This window comes from Arenimonas caeni, assembly GCF_003024235.1.
GTDB classification, from domain to species: Bacteria; Pseudomonadota; Gammaproteobacteria; order Xanthomonadales; family Xanthomonadaceae; genus Arenimonas; species Arenimonas caeni.
On record NZ_KZ679084.1, the window covers coordinates 434,987 to 456,873 of the forward strand.

General features: G+C 70.7%; 22 protein-coding genes and 1 tRNA gene. 1 reads left to right on the forward strand and 22 read right to left on the reverse strand.

Features of this window, described 5'->3' with window-relative positions:
• Position 1: 1 nt before the first annotated feature.
• The 20 genes from C6N40_RS02085 to C6N40_RS02180 all read right to left on the reverse strand — a co-directional run bounded on the left by C6N40_RS02085 (position 2) and on the right by C6N40_RS02180 (position 15,824).
• A tRNA-Lys gene (locus tag C6N40_RS02085) sits at positions 2-77 on the reverse strand.
• A gap of 38 nt (positions 78-115) precedes the next feature.
• The gene (queC, locus tag C6N40_RS02090; protein ID WP_106989340.1) at positions 116-799 is read right to left on the reverse strand and encodes a 7-cyano-7-deazaguanine synthase QueC; all 684 of its coding nucleotides are present in this window, start codon (positions 797-799) and stop codon (positions 116-118) included.
• A gap of 13 nt (positions 800-812) precedes the next feature.
• On the reverse strand, positions 813-1,469 hold the full coding sequence (gene queE / locus C6N40_RS02095) for a 7-carboxy-7-deazaguanine synthase QueE (RefSeq protein WP_106989472.1): 657 nt from the start codon (positions 1,467-1,469) through the stop codon (positions 813-815).
• Between the two features lie 25 nt (positions 1,470-1,494).
• Positions 1,495-2,277 carry a tol-pal system protein YbgF gene (gene ybgF, locus C6N40_RS02100; protein WP_240183418.1) on the reverse strand — a complete coding sequence of 261 codons (783 nt, stop codon included), beginning with the start codon at positions 2,275-2,277 and terminating at the stop codon, positions 1,495-1,497.
• A 39-nt stretch (positions 2,278-2,316) separates the two neighbouring features.
• The gene (gene pal, locus C6N40_RS02105) at positions 2,317-2,820 is read right to left on the reverse strand and encodes a peptidoglycan-associated lipoprotein Pal (protein WP_106989342.1); all 504 of its coding nucleotides are present in this window, start codon (positions 2,818-2,820) and stop codon (positions 2,317-2,319) included.
• Between the two features lie 72 nt (positions 2,821-2,892).
• On the reverse strand, positions 2,893-4,203 hold the full coding sequence (gene tolB, locus C6N40_RS02110; protein WP_106989343.1) for a Tol-Pal system beta propeller repeat protein TolB: 1,311 nt from the start codon (positions 4,201-4,203) through the stop codon (positions 2,893-2,895).
• The gene (locus tag C6N40_RS02115) at positions 4,200-5,150 is read right to left on the reverse strand and encodes a protein TolA (RefSeq protein ID WP_106989344.1); all 951 of its coding nucleotides are present in this window, start codon (positions 5,148-5,150) and stop codon (positions 4,200-4,202) included. The genes tolB and C6N40_RS02115 overlap by 4 nt, the downstream gene beginning before the upstream one ends.
• Positions 5,140-5,577 (reverse strand): protein TolR, encoded by a 438-nt coding sequence (tolR, locus tag C6N40_RS02120; RefSeq protein WP_106989345.1) that lies wholly within the window; start codon positions 5,575-5,577, stop codon positions 5,140-5,142. Before tolR ends, C6N40_RS02115 begins: the two co-directional genes overlap by 11 nt.
• Positions 5,578-5,623: 46 nt before the next feature.
• On the reverse strand, positions 5,624-6,394 hold the full coding sequence (tolQ, locus tag C6N40_RS02125; protein ID WP_106989346.1) for a protein TolQ: 771 nt from the start codon (positions 6,392-6,394) through the stop codon (positions 5,624-5,626).
• Between the two features lie 14 nt (positions 6,395-6,408).
• Positions 6,409-6,807, reverse strand: coding sequence for a tol-pal system-associated acyl-CoA thioesterase (gene ybgC / locus C6N40_RS02130; protein WP_106989347.1), 399 nt, complete (start codon positions 6,805-6,807; stop codon positions 6,409-6,411).
• A complete protein-coding gene (ruvB, locus tag C6N40_RS02135) occupies positions 6,804-7,841 on the reverse strand; it encodes a Holliday junction branch migration DNA helicase RuvB (protein ID WP_106989348.1) in 1,038 nt (345 codons plus the stop codon). Before ruvB ends, ybgC begins: the two co-directional genes overlap by 4 nt.
• Before the next feature lie 112 nt (positions 7,842-7,953).
• Positions 7,954-8,550: a Holliday junction branch migration protein RuvA gene (gene ruvA, locus C6N40_RS02140; protein WP_106989349.1), complete on the reverse strand. Its 597-nt coding sequence runs from the start codon at positions 8,548-8,550 to the stop codon at positions 7,954-7,956.
• Entirely contained in the window at positions 8,547-9,074 is a 528-nt protein-coding gene (gene ruvC / locus C6N40_RS02145) for a crossover junction endodeoxyribonuclease RuvC (protein WP_106989350.1), read from the reverse strand. Before ruvC ends, ruvA begins: the two co-directional genes overlap by 4 nt.
• Positions 9,071-9,802 (reverse strand): YebC/PmpR family DNA-binding transcriptional regulator, encoded by a 732-nt coding sequence (locus C6N40_RS02150; protein WP_106989351.1) that lies wholly within the window; start codon positions 9,800-9,802, stop codon positions 9,071-9,073. The genes ruvC and C6N40_RS02150 overlap by 4 nt, the downstream gene beginning before the upstream one ends.
• A gap of 55 nt (positions 9,803-9,857) precedes the next feature.
• Positions 9,858-10,487, reverse strand: coding sequence for an esterase/lipase family protein (locus C6N40_RS02155; protein WP_240183419.1), 630 nt, complete (start codon positions 10,485-10,487; stop codon positions 9,858-9,860).
• Complete coding sequence (locus C6N40_RS02160; RefSeq protein ID WP_106989352.1) at positions 10,484-11,011, reverse strand: GNAT family N-acetyltransferase; 528 nt, start codon at positions 11,009-11,011, stop codon at positions 10,484-10,486. Before C6N40_RS02160 ends, C6N40_RS02155 begins: the two co-directional genes overlap by 4 nt.
• 3 nt (positions 11,012-11,014) lie before the next feature.
• Complete coding sequence (aspS, locus tag C6N40_RS02165; RefSeq protein ID WP_106989353.1) at positions 11,015-12,784, reverse strand: aspartate--tRNA ligase; 1,770 nt, start codon at positions 12,782-12,784, stop codon at positions 11,015-11,017.
• Between the two features lie 78 nt (positions 12,785-12,862).
• Positions 12,863-13,531: a hypothetical protein gene (locus tag C6N40_RS02170; protein ID WP_106989354.1), complete on the reverse strand. Its 669-nt coding sequence runs from the start codon at positions 13,529-13,531 to the stop codon at positions 12,863-12,865.
• Between the two features lie 40 nt (positions 13,532-13,571).
• The gene (locus C6N40_RS02175) at positions 13,572-13,850 is read right to left on the reverse strand and encodes an FmdB family zinc ribbon protein (RefSeq protein ID WP_106989355.1); all 279 of its coding nucleotides are present in this window, start codon (positions 13,848-13,850) and stop codon (positions 13,572-13,574) included.
• A 72-nt stretch (positions 13,851-13,922) separates the two neighbouring features.
• The gene (locus C6N40_RS02180) at positions 13,923-15,824 is read right to left on the reverse strand and encodes an ABC-F family ATP-binding cassette domain-containing protein (RefSeq protein WP_106989356.1); all 1,902 of its coding nucleotides are present in this window, start codon (positions 15,822-15,824) and stop codon (positions 13,923-13,925) included.
• A gap of 56 nt (positions 15,825-15,880) precedes the next feature.
• On the opposite strand from C6N40_RS02180, the gene ybaL reads away from it, so the two are divergent.
• The gene (gene ybaL, locus C6N40_RS02185) at positions 15,881-17,566 is read left to right on the forward strand and encodes a YbaL family putative K(+) efflux transporter (protein WP_106989357.1); all 1,686 of its coding nucleotides are present in this window, start codon (positions 15,881-15,883) and stop codon (positions 17,564-17,566) included.
• Positions 17,567-17,581: 15 nt separating this feature from the next.
• Here the strand turns inward: ybaL and C6N40_RS02190 are convergent, their stop codons facing one another.
• Both C6N40_RS02190 and clpB read right to left on the reverse strand, forming a co-directional pair.
• A complete protein-coding gene (locus tag C6N40_RS02190) occupies positions 17,582-19,111 on the reverse strand; it encodes a cryptochrome/deoxyribodipyrimidine photo-lyase family protein (RefSeq protein WP_106989358.1) in 1,530 nt (509 codons plus the stop codon).
• Positions 19,112-19,222: 111 nt separating this feature from the next.
• A complete protein-coding gene (gene clpB / locus C6N40_RS02195) occupies positions 19,223-21,805 on the reverse strand; it encodes an ATP-dependent chaperone ClpB (RefSeq protein WP_106989359.1) in 2,583 nt (860 codons plus the stop codon).
• Positions 21,806-21,887: the final 82 nt, after the last annotated feature.

Here is a 21,887-nt window from a genome sequence, read left to right on the forward strand (position 1 = left end):
GTGGTGGGCCGTGTTGGATTCGAACCAACGACCAACTAGTTAAAAGCCAGCTGCTCTACCGACTGAGCTAACGGCCCACCGTGACCTGTACTTGCAGGGCGCGCAGTTTACCGCATCAGACGCGCGGCGCGTAGCGCGTGGGGTCGGCCAGGCCGGCGGCGACGAAGCCCTCGGCGCGCAGCCGGCAGGCGTCGCAGCGGCCGCAGGCGCGGCCTTGTTCGTCGGCCTGGTAGCACGAGACCGTGCGCGAGAAATCCACGCCGAGCCGGGCGCCCTCGCGGGCGATGTCGGCCTTGGACATCCGCAGCAGCGGCGCGTGCACCTTCAGGGCGTGGCCCTCGACGCCGGCCTTGGTGGCCACGTTGGCCAGGCGCTGGAAGGCTTCGATGAACTCGGGCCGGCAGTCGGGATAACCGCTGTAGTCGACCGCGTTGACGCCGCAGAACAGGTCGTCGGCGCCCAGCACTTCGGCCCAGCCCAGGGCGATCGAAAGCATGATGGTGTTGCGCGCCGGCACGTAGGTGACCGGGATGCCGGCGCCACCGGCCTCGGGCACGTCGATGTCGTCGGTGAGCGCCGAGCCGCCGATGCTGCGCAGGTCCACGGTGACCAGCTTGTGCTCGGCGCCGACCGAGGCGGCGAGCTCGGCCGCCGCCGCCAGTTCGGAGGTGTGGCGCTGGCCGTAGGAGACGCTGAGCGCATGGCAGGCGAAGCCCTGCTCCCGGGCAATGGCCAGCACCACCGCCGAGTCCATGCCCCCGGACACCAGCACCACCGCACGCTTTGCTTGAGGGTTCATAGGAGCCATAAAACTATTTCCCGGCGACGTCGCCCCAGAGCACCTTGTGGAGCTGGAGCTGGAAGCGCACGGGGAGTTTGTCGGCCAGCAGCCACTCGGCGAGCTGGCGGGGCTCGAGCTGGCCCTGGCTGGGCGAGAACAGCACCTCGCAGCGGTTCGCCAGCTGGTGTTCGGCCACCATCGCCCTGGCCCACTCGTAATCGGCGCGGTCGCAGATGACGAACTTCAGCTGGTCGCGCGGCGTGAGCAGGGCGATGTTCTCGAGCCGGTTGCGCTGCATTTCCTTCGAGCCCGGCGTCTTGAGGTCGACCACGCGGCTGACCCGCGGATCCACGCCGGAGATGTCGAGCGCACCGGAGGTTTCCAGCGACACCTCGTAGCCGGCGTCGCAGAGCTTTTCCAGCAGCGCAAGGCAGCGCTTCTGCGCCAGTGGCTCGCCGCCGGTGACGCAGACGTGGCGGGCGCCGTGTCTGGCCACCTCGGCCAGGATCGCGTCGATCTCCCACCACTCGCCGCCATGGAAGGCATAGGCCGTGTCGCAGTACTGGCAGCGCAGCGGGCAGCCGGTGAGGCGCACGAACACCGTGGGCCAGCCGACCGAGCGCGACTCGCCCTGCACGGACAGGAAGATTTCGGTCAGGCGCAGGCGGTCGGCGGCCGGGGTATCCATGGCGGTGTCCGGCACGCGGCCGGGCTCAGCGGTTTTCGAGCGCGAGCGTGCGCAGGCGGGCCTCGGCCTTGGCGGCCGCGTCGGTGCCCGGGAAACGCACCGGCACCTCGCGCAGGCTGGCCTCGCCGGCGGCGCGCTCGCCCAGCGCCAGCTGGCAGTAGCCGAGCTTGAGCAGGGCGTCGGCTTCCTTGCGCGAACCGGCATAGCCGGCCAGCAGCGTCTGGAAGGCCTCGACCGCCAGGGCGTAGTTCTGGGTGACGTAGTAACTCTCGCCCAGCCAGTACCAGGCGTTGGGCACCAGGCCGCTCTGCGGATAGTCGCGGATGAAGGCCTGGAACATCCGGGCCGAGCGGTCGGCCTCGAAGTCGTTGATCAGCATGTCCAGCGCCGCCTGATAGGCGGCTTCCTCGCCGGCCGGATCGGCGGCGGGCGCGTCGGCGGACGGCGACGCGGGCGGGTTCGCGGGCGCGACGGCAGGAGCCGGCGCACTGGCGGGGGATGCGGGGGTGGACGGCTCGGCGGCGGCGGGCTCGCCACCTTCAAGGCGGGCGAGGCGGCTGTCGATGTCGACGTACTGGTCGCGGTTGCGCTGGCGCAGCTGCTCGAGCTCGTAGGTCAGCGTCTCGACCTGGTTGCGCAGCGACTGCACTTCGGACTGCAGCTGCATCACGCGGTTCTGCATCTCGAGGTTGGCCTGGCCCGCCGTCTGGTTCTCGACGTTGGCCTTGTTCTCGAGCAGGGTGACGCGCTCGGCCAGGCTCAGGCGCTGGCCAAAGGCCGGGGTGGCCGCCACGAGGGCGGCCACCACGGTCACAACGCAAAGGATGCGCTGGCGTCCCATCGCCGATTACTTGGCGGTGTAGACGATTTCGACGCGACGGTTCTGCTGCCAGCAGGACTCGTTCGACTCGGTGCAGGTCGGACGCTCTTCACCGTAGGAGACCACGGTGATCTGGCCGGCCGAACCACCCGCACCCTGCAGGGCGCCGGAGACGGCGTTGCCGCGGCGCTCGCCGAGACCCAGGTTGTACTCGCGGGTGCCGCGCTCGTCGGCGTTGCCCTCGAGGGTCACGCGCGACTCCGGACGGTCGGACAGGTACTTGGCGTGGCAGGCCATGATGGCCTGGAACTCCGGACGCAGGGTGTCCTGGTCGAAGTCGAAGTACACGGTGCGCTGGCGCAGGCAGGCGTCGGTGTCCAGGTCGGCCGGGGTGTAGCGGCCGTCGGAAACCGGGGCGGTGGTGACCGGGGTGGTGTCGACCGGACGCTCTTCTTCCTTCACCTTCTTGGTGCAGGCAGCGAGGGCGACGCAGATCGAAGCGGCGAGCAGCACGCGGGTGGTGGTGTTCATGGCTTGAGCCTCTAGTGGGTTTCGGATGCAGTGGTGTTGCTGATTATTTTTGGCTGGTGGCCCGTCCTGCTGTTACCGCTGCCGGTACGGTGACCAGGCGGGCTCCCGGACGTCACCATCGGCCAAAACCAAACGCTGCCTTACACGACCGTCAGCCGACACGGCGTACAGCACGCCACGCGATGCTTCCTTCGTGGCGTACAGCAGCATGCTGGCGTTGGGGGCAAAGCTAGGCGACTCGTCGAGGTTGCCCGGCGACAGCGTCTGCCAGCGCCCCGCCCCGCCAAAGCTGCGGTCAAGAACGGCAATACGATAAACGTTTCCATTGCCCTGTGCCATAGCTATCTTCTTGCCGTCAAAGGAAATACTGGCCTTGGCATTGGAGTCGCCCTGGAAGCTGAGGCGGGTCGCCTCGCCGCCGGCGGCGGGCACCTGGTAGAGCTGGGGCTTGCCGGCCCGGTCGGATGTGAAGACCAGGTGATTGCCGTCGGCGGTCCAGACCGCCTCGGTGTCGATGCCCCAGTGGCGGGTGACCTGGGTGAGCTGCTTGCTGGCCAGGTCCATCACGTAGATCTCGGGGTTGCCGGACTTGGACAGGGTCAGGGCCAGGCGGCTGCCGTCGGGCGAGAACGCCGGTGCGCCGTTGATGCCGCGGAAGCTGGCCACCACTTCGCGGGCGCCGGTGGCGATCTCCTGGATGTAGATGGTGGAGTTGCCACGCTCGAAGCTGACATAGGCCAGGCGACGGCCGTCCGGGCTCCAGGCCGGCGACAGCAGCGGCTCGGGCGAACGCACCACGGTCTGCGGGTTGTGGCCGTCGGAATCGGCCACCATCAGCGCGTACTGGATGTTGCCGCCGACGCCGTTGGCGGTGACGTAGGCGATGCGGGTCCAGAAGGCGCCGCGCACGCCGAGGATCTTCTCGTAGACCTGGTCGGCGATCTGGTGCGCCACGTCGCGCATGCCGCGGGCGCGGCCGCCGACGGCCAGGCCAAGCATGCGCTCCTGCTTGGCCACGTCCCACAGCTCGTACTCGACCCGGTAGCCGCCGTCCGGGTTGTCGAGCACGCGGCCGACCACCACGAAGTCCTGGCGCAGCACGCGCCAGGTGGGGAACTTGATCTCGCTGCCGCGGATGGGCTTCTCGATCACGTCCTGTTCGGCCAGCGCGCGGAACTGGCCCGAACGGTTGAGGTCGGCGCGGATGACCGCGGCGATGTCGGTGTCGGGCGCCACGGAGGTGCCCAGGTAGGGCATCGGCACCACGGCGATCGGAAGCGCGGCTTCGTTGCCCGTCACCAGGCCGATGTCCAGCGCCTGGGCGCGGGCCTGACCGAAGGGAAGCAGCAGCGCGAGCGCCAGGAAGGTGATCAAACGACTCATTTGCAGGCCTCTTCGGGGTAGCAGAACGTCAACTGGACTTTGCGGCGGAACACGGACTTGAACTCTTCGTAGGGCATCGGCGCGCGCCGCAGCGCACGCTCGACCGATTCACGGCCCTGGACATCAAAGGGGCAACGCAGGAATGCCACATCAATAACCTCTCCGCCGGGGATCTGGGTGAACTCCACCTGACAGCGGGTGGCCTCCGGGGCCAGGGTGCGGTTCCAGTTGGTGTGCGCGGTCTGCAGCATGGCCAGCGCGTAGCGCGCGGCCAGGTCGGTGTCGGTGCCGTTGTTGCCGCCGGACACCTGGGCCGGCGCCTGGCTGGGCTGGGCCGCCGGGGCCGGCGTGGCCTGGCGGTCGGCGAGCTGGCGCAGGCGCGCCTCCTCGAGCTTGGCGCGGCGCTCGGCGGCCTGGCGCTCGGCCTGCAGCTGCGCGAGCTCCTGCCGGCGCAGGCGCTGGCGCTCCTCGACCTCTTCCTGGCGCTTGCGCTCGGTCAGGTCGATCTGTTCCTGGCGCTTGCGCGCCTCCTGCTCCTCGCGCTCGCGCGCCTGCTCCTGCTCGAGGGCCAGCCGCGCGGCGGCCTCGGCCTCGCGGGTGTCGGGCTTCGGGATTGGCGCCTGCGGGGCCGGCTGGGCCTCGCGCGGCGCGTCCTGGGGACGCGGGGCGGGCAGCGGTTGCGGCGGCGGCGCCGCCTCGAGCTCGGCGCGCTCGGCGGGCTTGGGCGCCGCCTCGGCGGTCTGCTCGGCCGCCGCGATGTCGGAAGCCGAGACCACCAGCATCGCGTCGAGCACCGGGCCGGCCACCGAGATCTGCTTGGGCGCCGGCTGCAGCCAGCCGGCGACCAGCAGCAACAGCGCGATGCCCAAGTGCAGGGCCAGCGCCATCAGCACCGGCCCGCCCAGGTCCTCGTCCGCTCCGTGCTGGCGGAGGGCCTCAGCGTGCATTTTGCGGCGGCTGCCCCATCAGGCCCACGCGCGGCACGCCGGACTGCTGCAGCAGCACCATCGTGTCGAACACCAGGGCGTATTCGGCGTCGCGGGCGCCGGCGACGAACACCGGCACCTCCGGGTTCTGGCGCACGAAGGCGGCCACCTTGGCCTGCAGCGTGGCCGCGTCCACCGGCTCGGCGTCGGCCGACTCGAGCTTGAGCCGGTAGGCCCCGCTGGCGTCGACGGTGACGACCACCGGATCCTTCTTCTGTTCGATCTGCTTCGCGCGCGCCTGCGGCAGTTCGACGTCCACGCCGAGGCTGAGCAGCGGCGCGGTGACCATGAAGATGATCAGCAGCACCAACATCACGTCGATGTAGGGCACGACGTTGATGTCGGCCTTGAGCTTGCGCTTGTGGCGGCGGGTGATGGTGGCGGACATGGCGTCTGCTCTCAACGTCGGGTCGGGGGGAACGGGGTTGGCCCGCTCACTCCTCGACGTGGGACTGGCGCTGCAGGATCGAGGAGAACTCCTCGGCGAAGGTTTCGTAACGCACGCTCAGGCGCTCGACCCGGGTGGCGAAGCGGTTGTAGGCCCAGACCGCCGGGATGGCCACGAACAGGCCGATGGCGGTGGCGAACAGCGCCTCGGAGATGCCCGGGGCGACGGCGGCGATGCTGGCGCTTTCCGTGGTGGACAGGCCGTGCATGGTCACCATGATGCCGAACACGGTGCCGACCAGGCCGACGTAGGGCGCGGTGGAGCCGATGTTGGCCAGCAGTTCGAGGTTGTGCTCGAGGCGGTCGACCTCGCGGGCGAAGGTGGCGCGCATGGCGCGCTGGGCACCCTCGAGCTGGGTGCGGCCGTCCACGCCCTTCTTCTGGCGCAGGCGGGCGTACTCGCGGAAGCCGGCCTCGAAGATCGCCTCCAGGCCCGAAACCACGCGGTTGCGGTCGGTGGCGGCGCGGTAGAGCTGGGTCAGGTCGGCGCCGGACCAGAAGCGGTCCTCGAAGTCGTCGGCTTCCTGGTTGGCCTGCGAGAACACGCGGTTCTTGCGGAAGATGATCACCCAGCTCAGCAGCGAGCCGGCCAGCATCAGCAGCACGATCAGCTGCACCGGCAGGCTGGCGTGCAGCATCAGCTGCAGGTAGTTGAGCTCTCCGCTGCTGGCGGCGGCCTCGACGGCGGCCACGGCCGTTTCCGGCGGCAGCTCGGTCACCGGGGCGGCGGCGAGGATCAGGGCAAGGGCGGAAGGCATCAAGTCGACTCCGGTCAGGGGTTGTCCGCGAACAGCCACGGGGGCAGCGCGCGCGGTTTGAAGCTCGAGGCGACCAGGCAAGCGGCGCGGACCTTCGCTTCCACCAGCACCTCGTCGCCCCGCGTGATCGATTGCGCGAACTGCAGGCTGGCGCGCCTGCGCTCGAGCAGGGTGACGCTGGCCTGCAGCACATCGTCCAGCCGGGCCGGCTTGTGGAATTCCAGGCTCATGCCGCGCACCACCAGGACGATGTCGTCGCGCTCCCGCAGTTCCTGCTGCCCGGCCCCGAGGGCGCGGAGCCATTCGGTGCGGGCGCGTTCCAGGAAGCGCAGGTAGCTGGCGTGGTAGACCACCCCGCCGGCATCGGTATCCTCCCAATAGACCCTTATCGGGAAGCTGAACGCCGGCTTCATGGGGCTTCGAACAGGTCGTCGGGCTGCGCGGTCTTGCGGGGGGCCTTGAGGCCCAGGTGGGTGTAGGCCTTGTGGGTGGCCATCCGGCCGCGGGCCGAGCGCACCAGGTAGCCCTGCTGGATCAGGTAGGGCTCGATGACGTCCTCGAGGGTGCCGCGCTCTTCGCTCAGGGCCGCGGCCAGGGACTCGACGCCGACCGGGCCGCCGTCGAAGTTCTCGATGATCATCTGCAGCATGCGCCGGTCGAGCTGGTCGAAGCCCTCGGCGTCGACCTTGAGCATGGCCATGGCCTGGTCGGCCACCTCGCGGGTGATCACGCCGCCGGCGCGCACCTGGGCGTAGTCGCGCACGCGGCGCAGCAGGCGGTTGGCGATGCGCGGGGTGCCGCGCGAGCGCCGGGCGATCTCGCCGGCGCCCTCGGGCGCGCACTCGATGCCCAGGATCTCGGCGCTGCGGCGCACGATGCGGGTCAGCTCCTCGGGTGAGTAGAACTCCAGGCGCTGGACGATGCCGAAGCGGTCGCGCAGCGGCGCGGTGAGCAGGCCGGCGCGGGTGGTGGCGCCGATGAGCGTGAAGGGCGGCAGGTCGAGCTTGATCGAGCGCGCGGCCGGGCCTTCGCCGATCATGATGTCGATCTGGAAGTCCTCCATCGCCGGGTACAGCACTTCCTCGACCACGGGCGAGAGGCGGTGGATCTCGTCGACGAACAGCACGTCGTGCGGCTGCAGGTTGGTCAGCAGCGCGGCCAGGTCGCCGGCGCGCTCGATCACCGGGCCGGAGGTCTGGCGCAGGTTCACGCCCAGCTCGTTGGCGATGACGTGGCTGAGCGTGGTCTTGCCCAGGCCCGGCGGGCCGAAGATGAGCACGTGGTCCATCGCCTCGGACCGGCCCCTGGCGGCCTCGATGGCGATCTTGAGCTGCTCGCGGACGGGCTGCTGGCCCAGGTAGTCGTCCAGCCGCTTGGGCCGGATGCTGGCCTCGGCCAGGTCGTCCTCGCGGGTGGCGCCTGGGGCGATGACGCGGGTGTCTTCCATGCCGGCGATTATGGCAGGTCGCGGGCCTGGGGACGGGTGCATTTAAAGAAGGGGGTCAGGTTCACTTTGAACCAAAGTGAACCTGACCCCCTTCTTTAAATGCACCCGTCCCCTAACCCTTGAGGACCGAGCGCAGGGCCTTGCGGATGATGTCCTCGGCGCTGTCGCCCGGGGCGGCCTGCCGGAGCATCTTCTGGATCTCGGCCGGCTTGTAACCCAGCTGCTGCAGGGCCACCGAGGCCTCGGCGGCCGGGTCGGCCGGCACGCCGGCGCCCGGGCCGGCCAGCACGGCGGCGCCGCCGGCGAAGTCGGCGGCGCGGTCGCGCAGCTCCACCACCATGCGCTCGGCGGTCTTCTTGCCGATGCCCGGGATGCGGGTGAGCGCGGTCACGTCGCCGGACTGCACCAGGCGCGCGAACTCGTCCACGCTGGCGCCCGAGAGCACCGCCAGGGCGATCTTGGCGCCCACGCCGGTCACCTTCTGCACCTCGCGGAACAGCCGGCGCTCGGCCTCGGTGAGGAAGCCGTAGAGCGCCACGCCGTCCTCCTTCACCGCGTAGTGCGTGCTCAGCACCACCTCGCGCCCGACTTCGGGCAGGTCGTAGAAGGTGCTCATCGGCGCCGACAGCTCGTACCCCACCCCGCCCACGTCCACCATCAGGTTCGGCGGCGACTTGTAGACCAGGGTTCCCTTCAGGCGGCCGATCATCGGCGTCTCCTCAGCAAGGCGGTGGCCAGCCCGGTGCGGCCGGCGGTGGCGCTCATGTGCGCGTGGGTCAGGGCGACGGCCAGGGCGTCGGCGGCGTCGGCCTGCAGCTTCTGCTCGCCCAGGCCGAGCAGCAGGCGGACCATGTGCTGCACCTGGGCCTTGTCGGCGGCGCCGCCGCCGACCAGCGACTGCTTGATCAGGCGCGGCGCGTACTCGTGCACCTGCAGGCCGTGCCGCACCACGGTGGCGATGGCGGCGCCGCGGGCGTGGCCGAGCTTGAGCGCCGAGGTGGCCGACTTGTCCATGAACACGGACTCGATCGCCACCACCGTCGGCTTCCACTCCGAAAGCACGTCCTCCAGATCGAACACCAGCTTGCCCAGGCGCGCGGGGAAGTCTTCGGTGTCGACCAGCAGGTTCAGCGCCTGGCAGTGCACGTAGCGGCACTTGCCGGCGGGATCGACGTCGACCAGGCCAATGCCCGTGCGCTGCGATCCGGGGTCGATGCCGAGGATGCGGGTCACGCGTAGGCCGCGTCGCCCAGTTCGGCGTTGTGGTAGACGTCCTGCACGTCGTCGAGGTCCTCGAGCATGTCGAGCATCTTCCTGACCTGCAGCGCGGTGTCGCCCTCGACCTTCACGTCGTTGTCGGCGCGCATCGTCACCTGGGCGTCGAGCGGCTCGTGCCCGGCCGCGGCCATCGCCGCCTTCACTTCGCCGAAGGCTTCCGGCGAGGTGAGCACCTCGACCAGGCCGTCCTCCGGATACGCGACGACGTCGTCGGCGCCGGCCTCGATGGCCGCCTCGGTGATCGCATCCTCGCTGCTGCCCGGACCGAAGCTGAGCACGCCGAGCTTGCGGAACATGAAGGCCACCGAGCCATCCGTGCCCAGGTTGCCGCCGCACTTGTTGAAGGCGTGGCGCACGTCGGCCACGGTGCGCACCTTGTTGTCCGTGAGGCAGTCGACGATGACGGCGACGCCGCCCGGGGCGTAGCCCTCGTAGCGGATTTCCTCGTAGCTCACGCCCTCGAGTTCGCCCGTGGCCTTCTTGATGGCGCGCTCGATCACGTCGCGCGACATGTTCACCGCCAGGCCCTTGTCCACGGCCAGGCGCAATCGCGGGTTGCCCTTGGGGTCGCCGCCGCCGAGACGCGCGGCGGTGGAGATCTCACGGATGATCTTGGTGAAGACCTTGCCGCGCTTGGCGTCCTGGGCGTTCTTGCGCCCCTCGATGGCCATCAACCTGCCCATGGACCGACCCTTCTTCGTGCTGTGGCGAAGCGCCGATTATACGGCGCGCGGCCGCTCAGGCCGGGAAGCGGCCATCGCGCAGGAAGCCGGCCGCCAGGTCGGCGGTGCGGCGGTCGAGCAGCAGGCCGGTGTGGCTGGCCGGCACCACGCGGTGGTCGGCCAGGCCGGGCAGCCGGGTTTCCCAGACCGCCACGGTGCCGTCGTTGAGCCCGTCGAAGCCGCCGAACAGCCGGCCCAGGCCCAGGCCCTTGCTGCCGGCGATCACGCCCACCTCGCGACCAGGCGGCAGCGCGTGCAGACCCGCCTTGAGGAGCGTCGCGCTCCGGCCCAGCCAGAAGCCCAGGTGGCGCCGGGCCAGGCCGCGCGCGGCGCCCGAGCCGGCCAGCGGCGATCCCAGGCACAGCACCCGCCCGGGCGGCAGGCCGGCGTAGCTGCCGACGGTTTCCAGCGCCACCAGGCCACCGAGGCTGTGGCCGACCAGGTGCACCGGCTCGCCCGCGAGCGCCAGCAGCCGCGCCGCGAGCCGGTCGACGCTGGGCGCGGGCCCGTGCCAGAGGCTGGCATAGTCGAAGACCTCGGCGCGAAAGCCGAAGGCGCGCAGGCGCCGGGCCAGCGGCCACAGCGTCAGCCCGCGCATCCACACGCCGTGCAGCAGGATGACGCGCGGGCCGGCGGGCGCGCTCACGACGCGGCGTCGGCTTCGCGGCGCAGGGTGAACTCCCGGTCCACCACCCGGCCGACCGGGAAGGTGTGCTCGCCGACCTTCACGAAACCATGGCGCGCGTAGAAGCGCTGGGCGCCGGGGTTGTTTTCCCACACGCCGATCCAGAGCGTGCGCGGCCCATCGGCCAGCAGCCAGTCCATCGCGGCCTGGAACAATCGCCCGCCCCAGCCGCCGTTCTGGTACTTCGCCAGCACGTAGAGCCGCTTGAGTTCACCGTCACCCGGCCGGACGGCCGGGTTGGGCAGGCCGCAGGGCCCGGCCGCGGCGTGGCCGACCGCGACGCCATCGTCCTCCAGCAGCCAGACGGCGTAACCCGGCGTCTCCAGGATCACGCGCTGGCGGTCCACCGCGTAGGACTCGCGCAGGAAGGCGTCCAGGTCTTCGGCCGGGTACAGGTGGCCGAAGGCTTCGGTGAAGGTGGCGGCGGCGATCTGCGCCAGCGTCGCGGCGTCCGCCGGCGTCGCGCGACGGATCGCAAGCGCCATCGCTCAGGCCTTGTCGGCCTTGGGCCGCACCGACACGTGCACCTCGGCCAGCTGGGCGTCGGGTACCGGCGAGGGCGCGCCGGTCATCGGGCACTGCGCCGTGGTCGTCTTCGGGAAGGCGATGACGTCGCGAATCGACTCGGTGCCGGCCATCAGCGCGGCGATGCGGTCGATGCCGAAGGCGATGCCGCCGTGCGGCGGCGCGCCGTAGCGCAGCGCGTCGAGCAGGAAACCGAACTTGGCCTCGGCCTCTTCGGCGCCGATGCCCAGCAGCTCGAACACCGCGCTCTGCATGTCCGGTCGATGGATGCGGATCGAACCGCCGCCGATCTCGTTGCCGTTGAGCACCATGTCGTAGCCGCGCGAAACCGCGATGCGGGCGTTGGCCTTGAGGTCGGCGATGTCGTCGACTGCCGGGGCGGTGAACGGGTGGTGCAGCGCCACGTAGCGCTGCTCCTCGTCGTCCCACTCGAACATCGGGAAGTCGGTGACCCACAGCGGCTTCCAGGCGTGCTGCACCAGGCCCAGGTCCTTGCCGACCTTCAGGCGCAGCGCGCCCATGAAGTCGCTGACGACCTTGTAGGTGCCGGCGCCGAAGAAGGCCAGGTCGCCCTTGCGCAGCCCGATGGCCGCCACCAGCGCCTCGAACGCGGCCGGCTCGAAGAACTTCTGGATCGGCGAATTGACCGTGCCGTCCTCGCCGAGCTTGATGTAGGCCAGGCCCTTGGCGCCGTACTTGGCCGCATAGGCGCCGTATTCGTCGATCTGCTTGCGCGAGAACGCGGCGCCGCCGGGCACGCGCAGCGCGGCCACGCGGCCGTCGGCATGCGTCGCCCAGTCGGTGAAGACCTTGAACTGGCTGTCCTTCACCAGGCCGGCCACGTCCTGCAGTTCGAGTTCGATGCGCAGGTCGGGCTTGTCGGAGCCGAAGCGGCGCATCGCCTCTTCGTAGGTCATGCGCGGGAACTCGGCATCGAGCTCGACGCCGATCACTTCCCTGAACACTTCGCGGATCATGCCCTCGACGGCGTCCTGCACGTCGCGCTCGGACACCCAGGCGAACTCCATGTCGAGCTGGGTGAACTCGAGCTGGCGGTCGGCGCGCAGGGCCTCGTCGCGGAAGCAGCGGGCGATCTGATAGTAGCGGTCGAAGCCGGCCACCATCAGGATCTGCTTGAACAGCTGCGGCGACTGCGGCAGCGCGTAGTACTCGCCCGGATGCAGGCGCGCCGGCACCAGGAAGTCGCGCGCGCCCTCGGGCGTGGCCTTGGTGAGGATGGGCGTCTCGATGTCCTGGAAGCCGCGCGCGTCGAGCCAGCGGCGCAGCGCCTGCACCAGCCGGATGCGGGTGCGCATCATGCGCTGCATCTCGGGGCGGCGCAGGTCGAGGTAGCGGTACTTGAGGCGGATGTCCTCGCCGGCGTTCTCGTGCGCGTGGAAGGGCAGCGGCTCGGCTTTGTTGAGCACTTCGATGGCCGTGGCCACGACCTCGACCTGGCCGGTGCGGATGCGGTCGTTCACCGAATGGCGCTTGCGCACCACGCCGGTGATGCGCAGGCAGTCCTCGTAGCCGACGGCGGCCGCGGCCTTGACCACGGCGGCATTACCATCGGCGTCGGAGGGCTCGGCCACCACCTGGACGATGCCCTCGTGGTCGCGCAGGTCGATGAAGCACACGCCACCCAGGTCGCGGGCGACGTCGGCCCAGCCGCAGAGGGTGACGGACTGGCCGATCATGGACTCGTCCACGAGGCCGCAGAAATGGCTGCGCATGGGGGCTCCGGTGAATCGCGAAAAAGCCCGTAATGGTAGGGCTTGGCGCCGCCGCCGGGCAAATCCGCCCGGCTGCCCTCAGGGCGAGGCGTCCTCGCTGCCCCAGGGCGGCGGCGGCGCGTCGACCGGCACCGTGAGGTCGAACTCGACCTGGAACAGGCGGCCGCCGGGCCGCGAGAGCTCGTAGAGGAAGCGCTTGCCGGGCTCGATTTCCATCGCCCAGGTGTTGGTCACCGAGGGGGCCAGGCCCTCGCGCCCGAACATTTCGATCGATTCGGCGTCCACCGGGAATTCCTGGCGCAGGGCGGTGCCGGCGCTGGCGGTGTCGCCGCCGTACATCGTCACCGGGTCGTCGCTGCCGTCTTCGTGGCGGTGGTCGTGCTTGAGCCGCAGTCCGTCGGCGGTGCGGGTGAGCACCCAGGTGCGCGAGCGGTCTTCGCCGACGTGGAAGGGGATGCGGATCTCGCTGGTGCCGCATTCGCGCACGTGCATCACCAGGGCCTTGCCGGCGAAGGCGTTGTCGCCGGGCTGGGCCGGTTCGTCGACCACCACGCGGCCGGCGAAGGCCTGGCCGCAGTGGCTGTCGATGGCGGCCAGGAAGGCATCGGCCGGGGCCGGCTGCGGGGCCTCGGCGGCCGGGGCCGATTCGGCGGGCGCGGCGGCATCGGGCGCGGACGGGGCCTGCGGGGCCGAACAGGCGGCCAGCAGCAGGGACGAGGCGATCAGGCTCAGGGTCTGGGTTTTCATCGCCCCAACTTAGTCCCTGCCGGCCGCGCCGGGCAAGCGATCAGTCCGCGGCCTTGGTTTCGGCCGGCTTGGCCGGCGCCGCGTCGGCCTTGGGCTTGTCGCCGCCGCCGTCGGCGAGGTTGCGCTTCTTGTCGCCGTCCTTCTTGAAGTCGGTTTCGTACCAGCCGCCGCCGGCGAGGCGGAAGCTGGGGGCGGTCACCTGCCGGCGCACCTGCGGCTTGCCGCACTCGGGGCAGTCGGTGGGGTCGGCGTCGGACAGCTTCTGCAGCCGGTCGAAGGCGTGGCCGCAGGCGGTGCACTCGAAGGCATAAATGGGCATGGCGGGTTTCCGGGTGATGCGACGGGACCGCGCTTTTCTGGGGCCGCGCGGCGGGTTTTCAAGCGGGGCCGGTCAGCCCTCGGCGATTTCCAGCTGGGCCAGCCACTCGGCCTCGAGCGCGTCCTTCTCGGCCGCCAGCTTTTCCTGCTGCCGGGTCAGCTGGCCCAGCTCGATGCCGCCGTCGTTGCCGTAGACGGCCGGGTCGGCGAGCTTGGCCTCGACGCGGGCCAGTTCGGCGGCCAGTTCGGCCACGCGCTGCTCGAGCTGGCGGGCCTTGCGCGCGGCCTGGTCGACCTCGTGCCTGCCGCGCGCGGGTTTGGCCGGCGCCGGGGCGGGCGCGGGGGCGGGCTTGGCCGCCGCGGCCTTCGGGGCCCTGGGCTCGTTGCCGCGGCTGCGCAGCCAGGCGGCGTACTCGTCGAGGTCGCCGTTGAACTCCTCGACGTGGCCGTCGGCGACGCGCCAGAAGGTCTCGCAGACCAGGCCGATCAGGTGGCGGTCGTGGGAGACCAGCACGATCGCGCCCGGGAAGTCGGCCAGCGCCTCGGCCAGCGCCTCGCGCATGTCCAGGTCGAGGTGGTTGGTGGGCTCGTCGAGCAGCAGCACGTTGGGCTCGCGGTAGGCGATCATCGCCAGCGCCAGGCGCGCGCGCTCGCCGCCGGAGAATCCGTCGACGTTCTCGAAGGCGCGGTCGCCGACGAAGTTCCAGCGGCCCAGGTAGTTGCGCAGCTGCTGCTCGCCGGCGTCGGGCGCGAGCTGCTTGAGGTGCCACAGTGGGCTCTGGCCTTCGTGCAGGCTTTCGACGGTGTGCTGGGCGAAATAGCCGATGCGCAGGTCCGGGTGCGCCACGCGCTCGCCGGACAGCAGCGGCAGCTCGCCCACCAGCGTCTTGACCAGGGTCGACTTGCCGGCGCCGTTGGGGCCGAGCAGGCCGACGCGGTCACCGGCCTCGAGGCCGAAGCCGACGTCGTGCAGGATCCTGGCGACATCCCCCGCGGAGGTGTCGAGGCGATAGCCGGCGTCGACGTGGTTGAGGCGGATCAGCGAGTGCGGCAGGCGGGCCGGCTCGGCGAAGGCGATGCGGAAGGCGCGCTCGGCGCGCACCGCCTCGGTGCCCTGCAGCTTGGCCAGGCGCTTCATGCGGCTCTGGGCCTGCCTGGCCTTGCTGGCCTTGGCCTTGAAGCGGTCGATGAAGCTCTGCAGGTGGGCGCGCTCGGCCTGTTCCTTGTCGTGGGCGATCTGCTGCTGGCGCAGGTGCTCGGCGCGCTGGCGCTCGAAGCTGGTGTAGTCGCCGGTGTAGAGCTTGGCCCGGCCCTCGTGCAGGTGCAGGGTGTGCGTGCTCAGGCCATCGAGGAACTCGCGGTCGTGCGAGATCATCAGCAGCGTGCCCGGGTACTTGAGCAGCCACTGCTCGAGCCAGAGCACGGCGTCGAGGTCGAGGTGGTTGGTGGGCTCGTCGAGCAGCAGCAGGTCCGAGGGCATCATCAGCGCCCGGGCCAGGTTCAGGCGCACGCGCCAGCCGCCGGAGAACGAGGACACCGGCCGGTCGTGGGTCTCGGGCGGGAAGCCCAGGCCGTGCAGCAGGCGGCCGGCCCGGGCGGTGGCGTCGTAGCCGTTGATTTCGGCCAGCTTCTGGTGGGCCTCGGCCACGGCGTCCCAGTCCTCGGCGGCGGTGGCGGCGGCCTCGGCCTGCAGGATGGCGTGCACCTCGGTGTCGCCCGAAAGCACGAAATCGATGGCCGGGTCCGGCAGGGAGGGGGTTTCCTGGGCCACCCAGGCGATGCGGACCTTGCCGGGCAGGTCGATGTCGCCCTGGTCGGCCTCGACCTCGCCCAGGATGGCGGCGAACAGGCTGGACTTGCCGCAGCCGTTGCGGCCGATCACGCCCACCCGCCAGCCGGCGTGCAGGGCCAGGTCCACCTGCGAGAGCAGCAGGCGTTCCCCGCGGCGCAGGGCGAAATTGCGGAAGGCGATCATGGAGGGCGTGGGCGGAAAGGTCGGTTAGTCTATCAGCCTGCCCCCGAGGACCCCGCATGCCCCACGACACTCCCCTGATCGCGCTGCTGACGATGGGCCTGGGCGTGGCGTTCCTGCTCGGCACCCTGGCGCAGCGCCTGCGCATGTCGCCGATCGTGGGCTACCTGGTGGCGGGCATCCTGGTCGGGCCGTTCACGCCGGGCTTCGTCGCCGACATGGAACTGGCGATGGAGGTGTCGGAGATCGGCGTGATCCTGCTGATGTTCGGCGTCGGCCTGCACTTCTCCATCGAGGACCTGCTCGAGGTCAAGACCATCGCCATCCCGGGCGCGATCGCCCAGATCTCGCTGGCCACCGTGCTGGGCTGGGGCCTGGCCTGGATGATGGGCTGGGACACGCTGCAGGGCATCGTGCTCGGCCTGGCGCTGTCGACCGCCAGCACGGTCGTGCTGCTGCGGGCGATGGAGGCCCGGCGCCTGCTCGACACCCAGCGCGGCCGGATCGCGGTGGGCTGGCTGATCGTCGAGGACCTGGTCTGCGTGATCGTGCTGGTGCTGCTGCCGGCCGTGGCCGGCGCGCTGGGCAATGGCGACGGCCCGCCGCCGGCCCTCGGCGACGTGGCGATGTCCCTGGTCATCACCCTGCTCAAGGTCACCGCGTTCGTGGTGCTGATGCTGCTGGTGGGCAAGCGGGCGATCCCCTGGATGCTGGAGAAGGTGGCGGGGCTGGGCTCGCGCGAGCTGTTCACGCTGTCGGTGCTGGCGATCGCGCTGGGCGTGGCCTTCGGTTCGGCCAAGCTGTTCGGGGTGTCGTTCGCGCTGGGCGCCTTCTTCGCCGGCATGCTGCTCAGCGGCGACCTGAGCCACAAGGCCGCCTCCGACTCGCTGCCGCTGCGCGATGCGTTCGCGGTGCTGTTCTTCGTCTCGGTCGGCATGCTCTTCGACCCGCACATCCTGGTCGAGCAGCCGCTGCCGGTGCTGGCCACCTTCCTGATCATCACCCTCGGCAAGTCGGTGGGCGCCTTCGCGATCGTCCGGCTGTTCGGGCATCCCACCTCGACCGCGCTGACGATCTCGGCCAGCCTGGCCCAGATCGGCGAGTTCGCCTTCATCATCGCCGGCCTGGGCGTGGCGCTGCAGATCCTGCCCAGCGAAGGCCGCGACCTGGTGCTCGCCGGCGCCCTGCTTTCGATCTGCGCCAATCCGCTGATCTTCAGCCTGCTCGACATGCGCGAGAAGCGGCTGGAGAAGGCCGCGGCCGACCGCGTCGCCGCCGAGGAGAAGGCGCCGCCGGGCCCGCCGCTGCCCGAGGCGGGGCACGCGATCCTGATCGGCTTCGGCCGCGTCGGCGGCGAGATCGCGCGCCTGCTGCGTGCCCGGCAGGTGCCGCTGCTGGTGATCGAGGACGACGCCGACCTGGTGAAGGCGGCGCGTGCCGAAGGCTACCCGACCATCCGCGGCAACGCGGCGGCGCCGGGCGTGCTCGACGAGGCTTCGCCGGCCGGCGCGCTGCTGGCGATCCTGGCGATCCCGCGCGCGCTGGAGGCCGGCCAGGTGGCCGAGCGCCTGCGCGCCGCCAACCCCGGAATGACCATCCTGGCCCGCGCCCACAGCGACGGCGAGGTGCGCCACCTGCTCAGGCACGGCGCCGACGGCGCGGTGCTGGCCGAGAAGGAACTGGCGCACTCGATGGCCGAGATGGCCCTCTCCGCCCCGCCCTTCCGCCAGCCCCGCCCCGCCTGAGCCCTTTCTGCGCTCTCAGAACAGTTCGCCCTGGCCGCCGGCGGGGGCGACGGGCGTGGCCGGTGCGCCGGCGCGCCGCTTGCGAACGGGCTGGCGCGCGCGGCTGCCGTGCCTGACGAAAACCCGCCGGCTTTCCTCGCGTTCGACGTAAGCGCGCTTCCACGCAGTGAGTTTCGCCCGCGCCTCGCGCGCGGCCTGCTCGTGGTCGCGCACCGGCGCCGGGTAGGTTTCACCGACGCGCAGGCCGGCGGCACGCTGCCCGGCGCTGCCCATCAGCCAGGGCGTGTGGATCCAGTCGTCCGGTACGCCGGCCAGTTCGGGCAGCCAGCGGCGGATGAATTCGCCGCGCGGATCCTGGTCCTGGCTCTGCTTGACCGGGTTGTACATGCGCGGGATGTTGATGCCGGTGACGCCGGCCTGCATCTGCACCTGCGGGTAATGGATCCCGGGCTCGTAGTCGGTGAACCAGGCGGCCAGCTGGCGCGCCGGCTCCGGCCAGTGCAGCCACAGGTGGTAGCTGGCGATCGAAACGAGCATGGCGCGCATGCGGAAGTTGAGCCAGCCGGTCTGCTGCAGCGAACGCAGGCAGGCGTCGACGAAGGGCCAGCCGGTCTGCGCGCGCCGCCAGGCCTCGAACCACTCGCGGTTGAAGTCCTTCTCGCGCAGCCCGTCGAAACCGCGGTGCACGTTTCGGAACTCGATTTCCGGCTCGCTTTCCAGCTTCTGGATGAAGTGGCAGTGCCAGTGCAGTCGCTTCTCCAGCGCGGCGAGGTCGCGCGCCGGCACCGGGCCCGCGGCCTCGCGCGCGGTGCGCACGGCGTGCACCACTTCGCGCAGCGAAAGCGTGCCGGTGGCCAGCGCGACCGAGAAGCGCGAGCAGCGCGATTGCGCCGACACCGGGCTGCTCATGCCGCGCATGTACCCGGCGCCACGGCCGCCGAGGAATGTCTGCAGCGCCCGTTCGCCGCGGCGGCGCCCGCCGCGCTGGCGGCCCGGGCACGGATCATCGGGAATGCCGAGCTCGGCGGCAGTGGGGATGGCGCCCGGCTCGACGCCGGCGAGCGGCTCAAGGAACGGGGCCGCCAGCGGCGCCGGCGCCATGCGCGCCTCCCACCGGGTCGCCCAGCGGTCGCGGCTGCGCAGGCGGCGGACGACGCCACCGCTGGGGGTCTCCCGCCATGGGATGCCGTGGCCCCGGGCCCAGTCCGCCACGCGCAGGTCGCGCCCGTAGGTCCAGCCGTTGCCGGTCTCCTCGTGCGACCACAGGCCGACCAGCCCATGGCGCCGGCGCAGTTGCTCCAGGACCTCGACGACATCGCCGGTGCGCACGACGAGCGGCTGGCCCAGCGTGGCCAGGTCGGCGCGCAGTTCACGCAGCCCGTCGGCGACCGCCTCCCACTGCCGGCCGCTGGTGTCGGGCAGCTGCCAGTAGCCGGGCTCGGCCACGTACAGCGGAAGCACCGGCCCGCGCGCCGCCGCGTCGACCAGCGGGGCATGGTCGACCACGCGCAGGTCGCGCTTGAACCAGACGATGTGGACGGGCATTGCCGCAGCCTGCACCACCCCCCGTGAATCCCCTGTGGGAGCGCCTTCAGGCGCGAAGCTTTTCGCGAAGGGCTTCGCGCCTGAAGGCGCTCCGACAGGGGGAGGCGGCGGTCAGGTGCGATGGAAGGCCAGGACGCCGTCCTCGGCGGTGACCTTGACCGTGTCGCCCTGGCCGAACTCGCCCGCCAGGATCTTCTGGGCCAGCGGGTTCTCAAGCTGCTGCTGGATGGCGCGCTTGAGCGGGCGGGCGCCGTAGACCGGGTCGAAGCCGACGTTGCCCAGCAGGGCCAGCGCGCTGTCGTCGATCTCAAGCCTGATCTGCCGCTCGGCCAGGCGCTTGGACAGGTAGGCCGTCTGGATGCGGGCGATGGACTGGATCTGCTCGCGGCCCAGCGGGTGGAAGACCACGATCTCGTCCAGGCGGTTGATGAACTCCGGGCGGAAGTGCGACTGCACCACGCCCATCACCGCCGCCTTCATCTGGATGTAGGCCGCGTCGCCCTCGCCGCTGAGCTCCTGGATGTGCTGGCTGCCCAGGTTCGAGGTCATCACGATGACGGTGTTGCGGAAGTCCACCGTGCGGCCCTGGCCGTCGGTGAGGCGGCCGTCGTCGAGCACCTGCAGCAGGATGTTGAACACGTCCGGGTGCGCCTTCTCGACCTCGTCGAGCAGCAGCACGCTGTACGGCCGGCGGCGCACCGCCTCGGTGAGGTAGCCGCCCTCTTCATAGCCGACGTAGCCCGGGGGGGCGCCGATGAGCCGCGCCACGGAGTGCTTCTCCATGAACTCGCTCATGTCGATGCGCACCATCGCGTCCTCGGTGTCGAACAGGAAGCCGGCCAGCGCCTTGCACAGCTCGGTCTTGCCCACGCCGGTCGGGCCCAGGAACAGGAACGAGCCGTTCGGCCGGTTCGGATCCGACAGGCCCGCGCGCGAGCGGCGGATGGCATCGGAAACGGCCTTCACCGCCTCGTGCTGGCCGACCACGCGGCCGTGCAGCGCATCCTCCATCTTCAGCAGCTTCTCGCGCTCGCCCTCGAGCATCTTGCTCACCGGGATGCCGGTCCAGCGCGCCACGACCTCGGCGATTTCCTCGGCGGTGACCTTGTCCTGCAGCAGCTGGAAGCCCTTGGTCTCGACTTCCTGGGCCGCGGCGAGCTGCTTTTCCAGCTCCGGGATGCGGCCGTACTGGATCTCGCTGGCCTTGGCGAAGTCCTGGCGGCGGTGCGCCGCCTCGAGCTCCAGCCGCGCCTGCTCAAGCTGCTCCTTGACCCTGGTGGCGCCGGTGAGCGTGGCCTTCTCGGCCTTCCAGATCTCCAGCAGGTCGTTGAACTCGCGCTCGAGCGTGGCGATCTCGGCCTCGAGGTCGGCCAGGCGCTGCTGCGATTCCTTGTCCTTCTCCTTCTTCAGCGCCTCACGCTGGATCTTGAGCTGGATCAGGCGGCGCTCCTTGCGGTCCATCTCCTCCGGCTTGGAGTCGATCTCCATGCGGATGCGCGAGGCCGCCTCGTCCATCAGGTCGATGGCCTTGTCGGGCAGCTGGCGGTCGGCGATGTAGCGGTGCGAAAGCGTGGCCGCGGCCACGATGGCCGGGTCGGTGATCTCGACGCCGTGGTGCACGGCGTAGCGCTCCTTCAGGCCGCGCAGGATGGCAATGGTGTCTTCCACGCTCGGCTCGCCCACGAACACCTTCTGGAAGCGGCGCTCGAGCGCGGCGTCCTTCTCGACGTACTTGCGGTATTCGTCGAGGGTGGTGGCGCCGATGCAGTGCAGCTCGCCGCGCGCCAGCGCCGGCTTGAGCATGTTGCCCGCGTCCATGGCGCCCTCGGCCTTGCCGGCGCCGACCATGGTGTGCAGCTCGTCGATGAACAGGATCACCTGCCCTTCCTGCTTCGAGAGGTCGTTGAGCACGCCCTTGAGGCGCTCCTCGAACTCGCCGCGGAACTTGGCGCCGGCGATCAGCGCGCCCATGTCGAGCGACAGCACGCGCTTGCCGCGCAGGCCCTCTGGCACCTCGCCGTTGACGATGCGCTGGGCCAGGCCTTCGACGATGGCGGTCTTGCCCACGCCGGGTTCGCCGATCAGCACGGGGTTGTTCTTGGTGCGCCGCTGCAGCACCTGCACGGTGCGGCGGATTTCCTCGTCGCGACCGATCACCGGGTCGAGCTTGCCGCTCTCGGCGCGGGCGGTGAGGTCGATGGTGTACTTCTCCAGCGCCTGGCGGTTTTCCTCGGCATTGGCGTCGTCGACCTTCTCGCCGCCGCGCAGGGCCTCGATGGCCTTCTCCAGCGCATCCTTCTTCGCGCCCGCGGCCTTGAGCGCCGCGCCGGCCTCGCCCTTGTCCTCGAGCGCGGCCAACACGAACAGTTCGCTGGCGATGAAGGCATCGCCGCGCTGCTGGGCCAGCTTGTCGCTGAGGTTGAGCAGGCGGGCCAGGTCGTTGCCGACCGACAGGTTGCCCTCCTGGCCGCTCACCTTGGGCAGCTTGTCGAGCAGTTCGACCAGGCGCTGCCGCAGGGCCGCGGCGTTGACGCCGGCCTGGGCGAGCATGGGCCGGGTCGAACCGCCCTGCTGGTCGAGCAGGGCCACCAGCACGTGGGCCGGCTCGATCAGGTTGTGGTCGCGGCCGACGGCCAGCGACTGGGCGTCGCTCAGGGCCTGCTGGAAGCGCGAGGTCAGCTTGTCCATCCGCATGGGGTATCCCCTTTCAAGGGCAGGGGGGCGGCGACGCGCCGCCCGATGTCCCCCAGATGGCCCCCGATCGGCGGGATTTCAA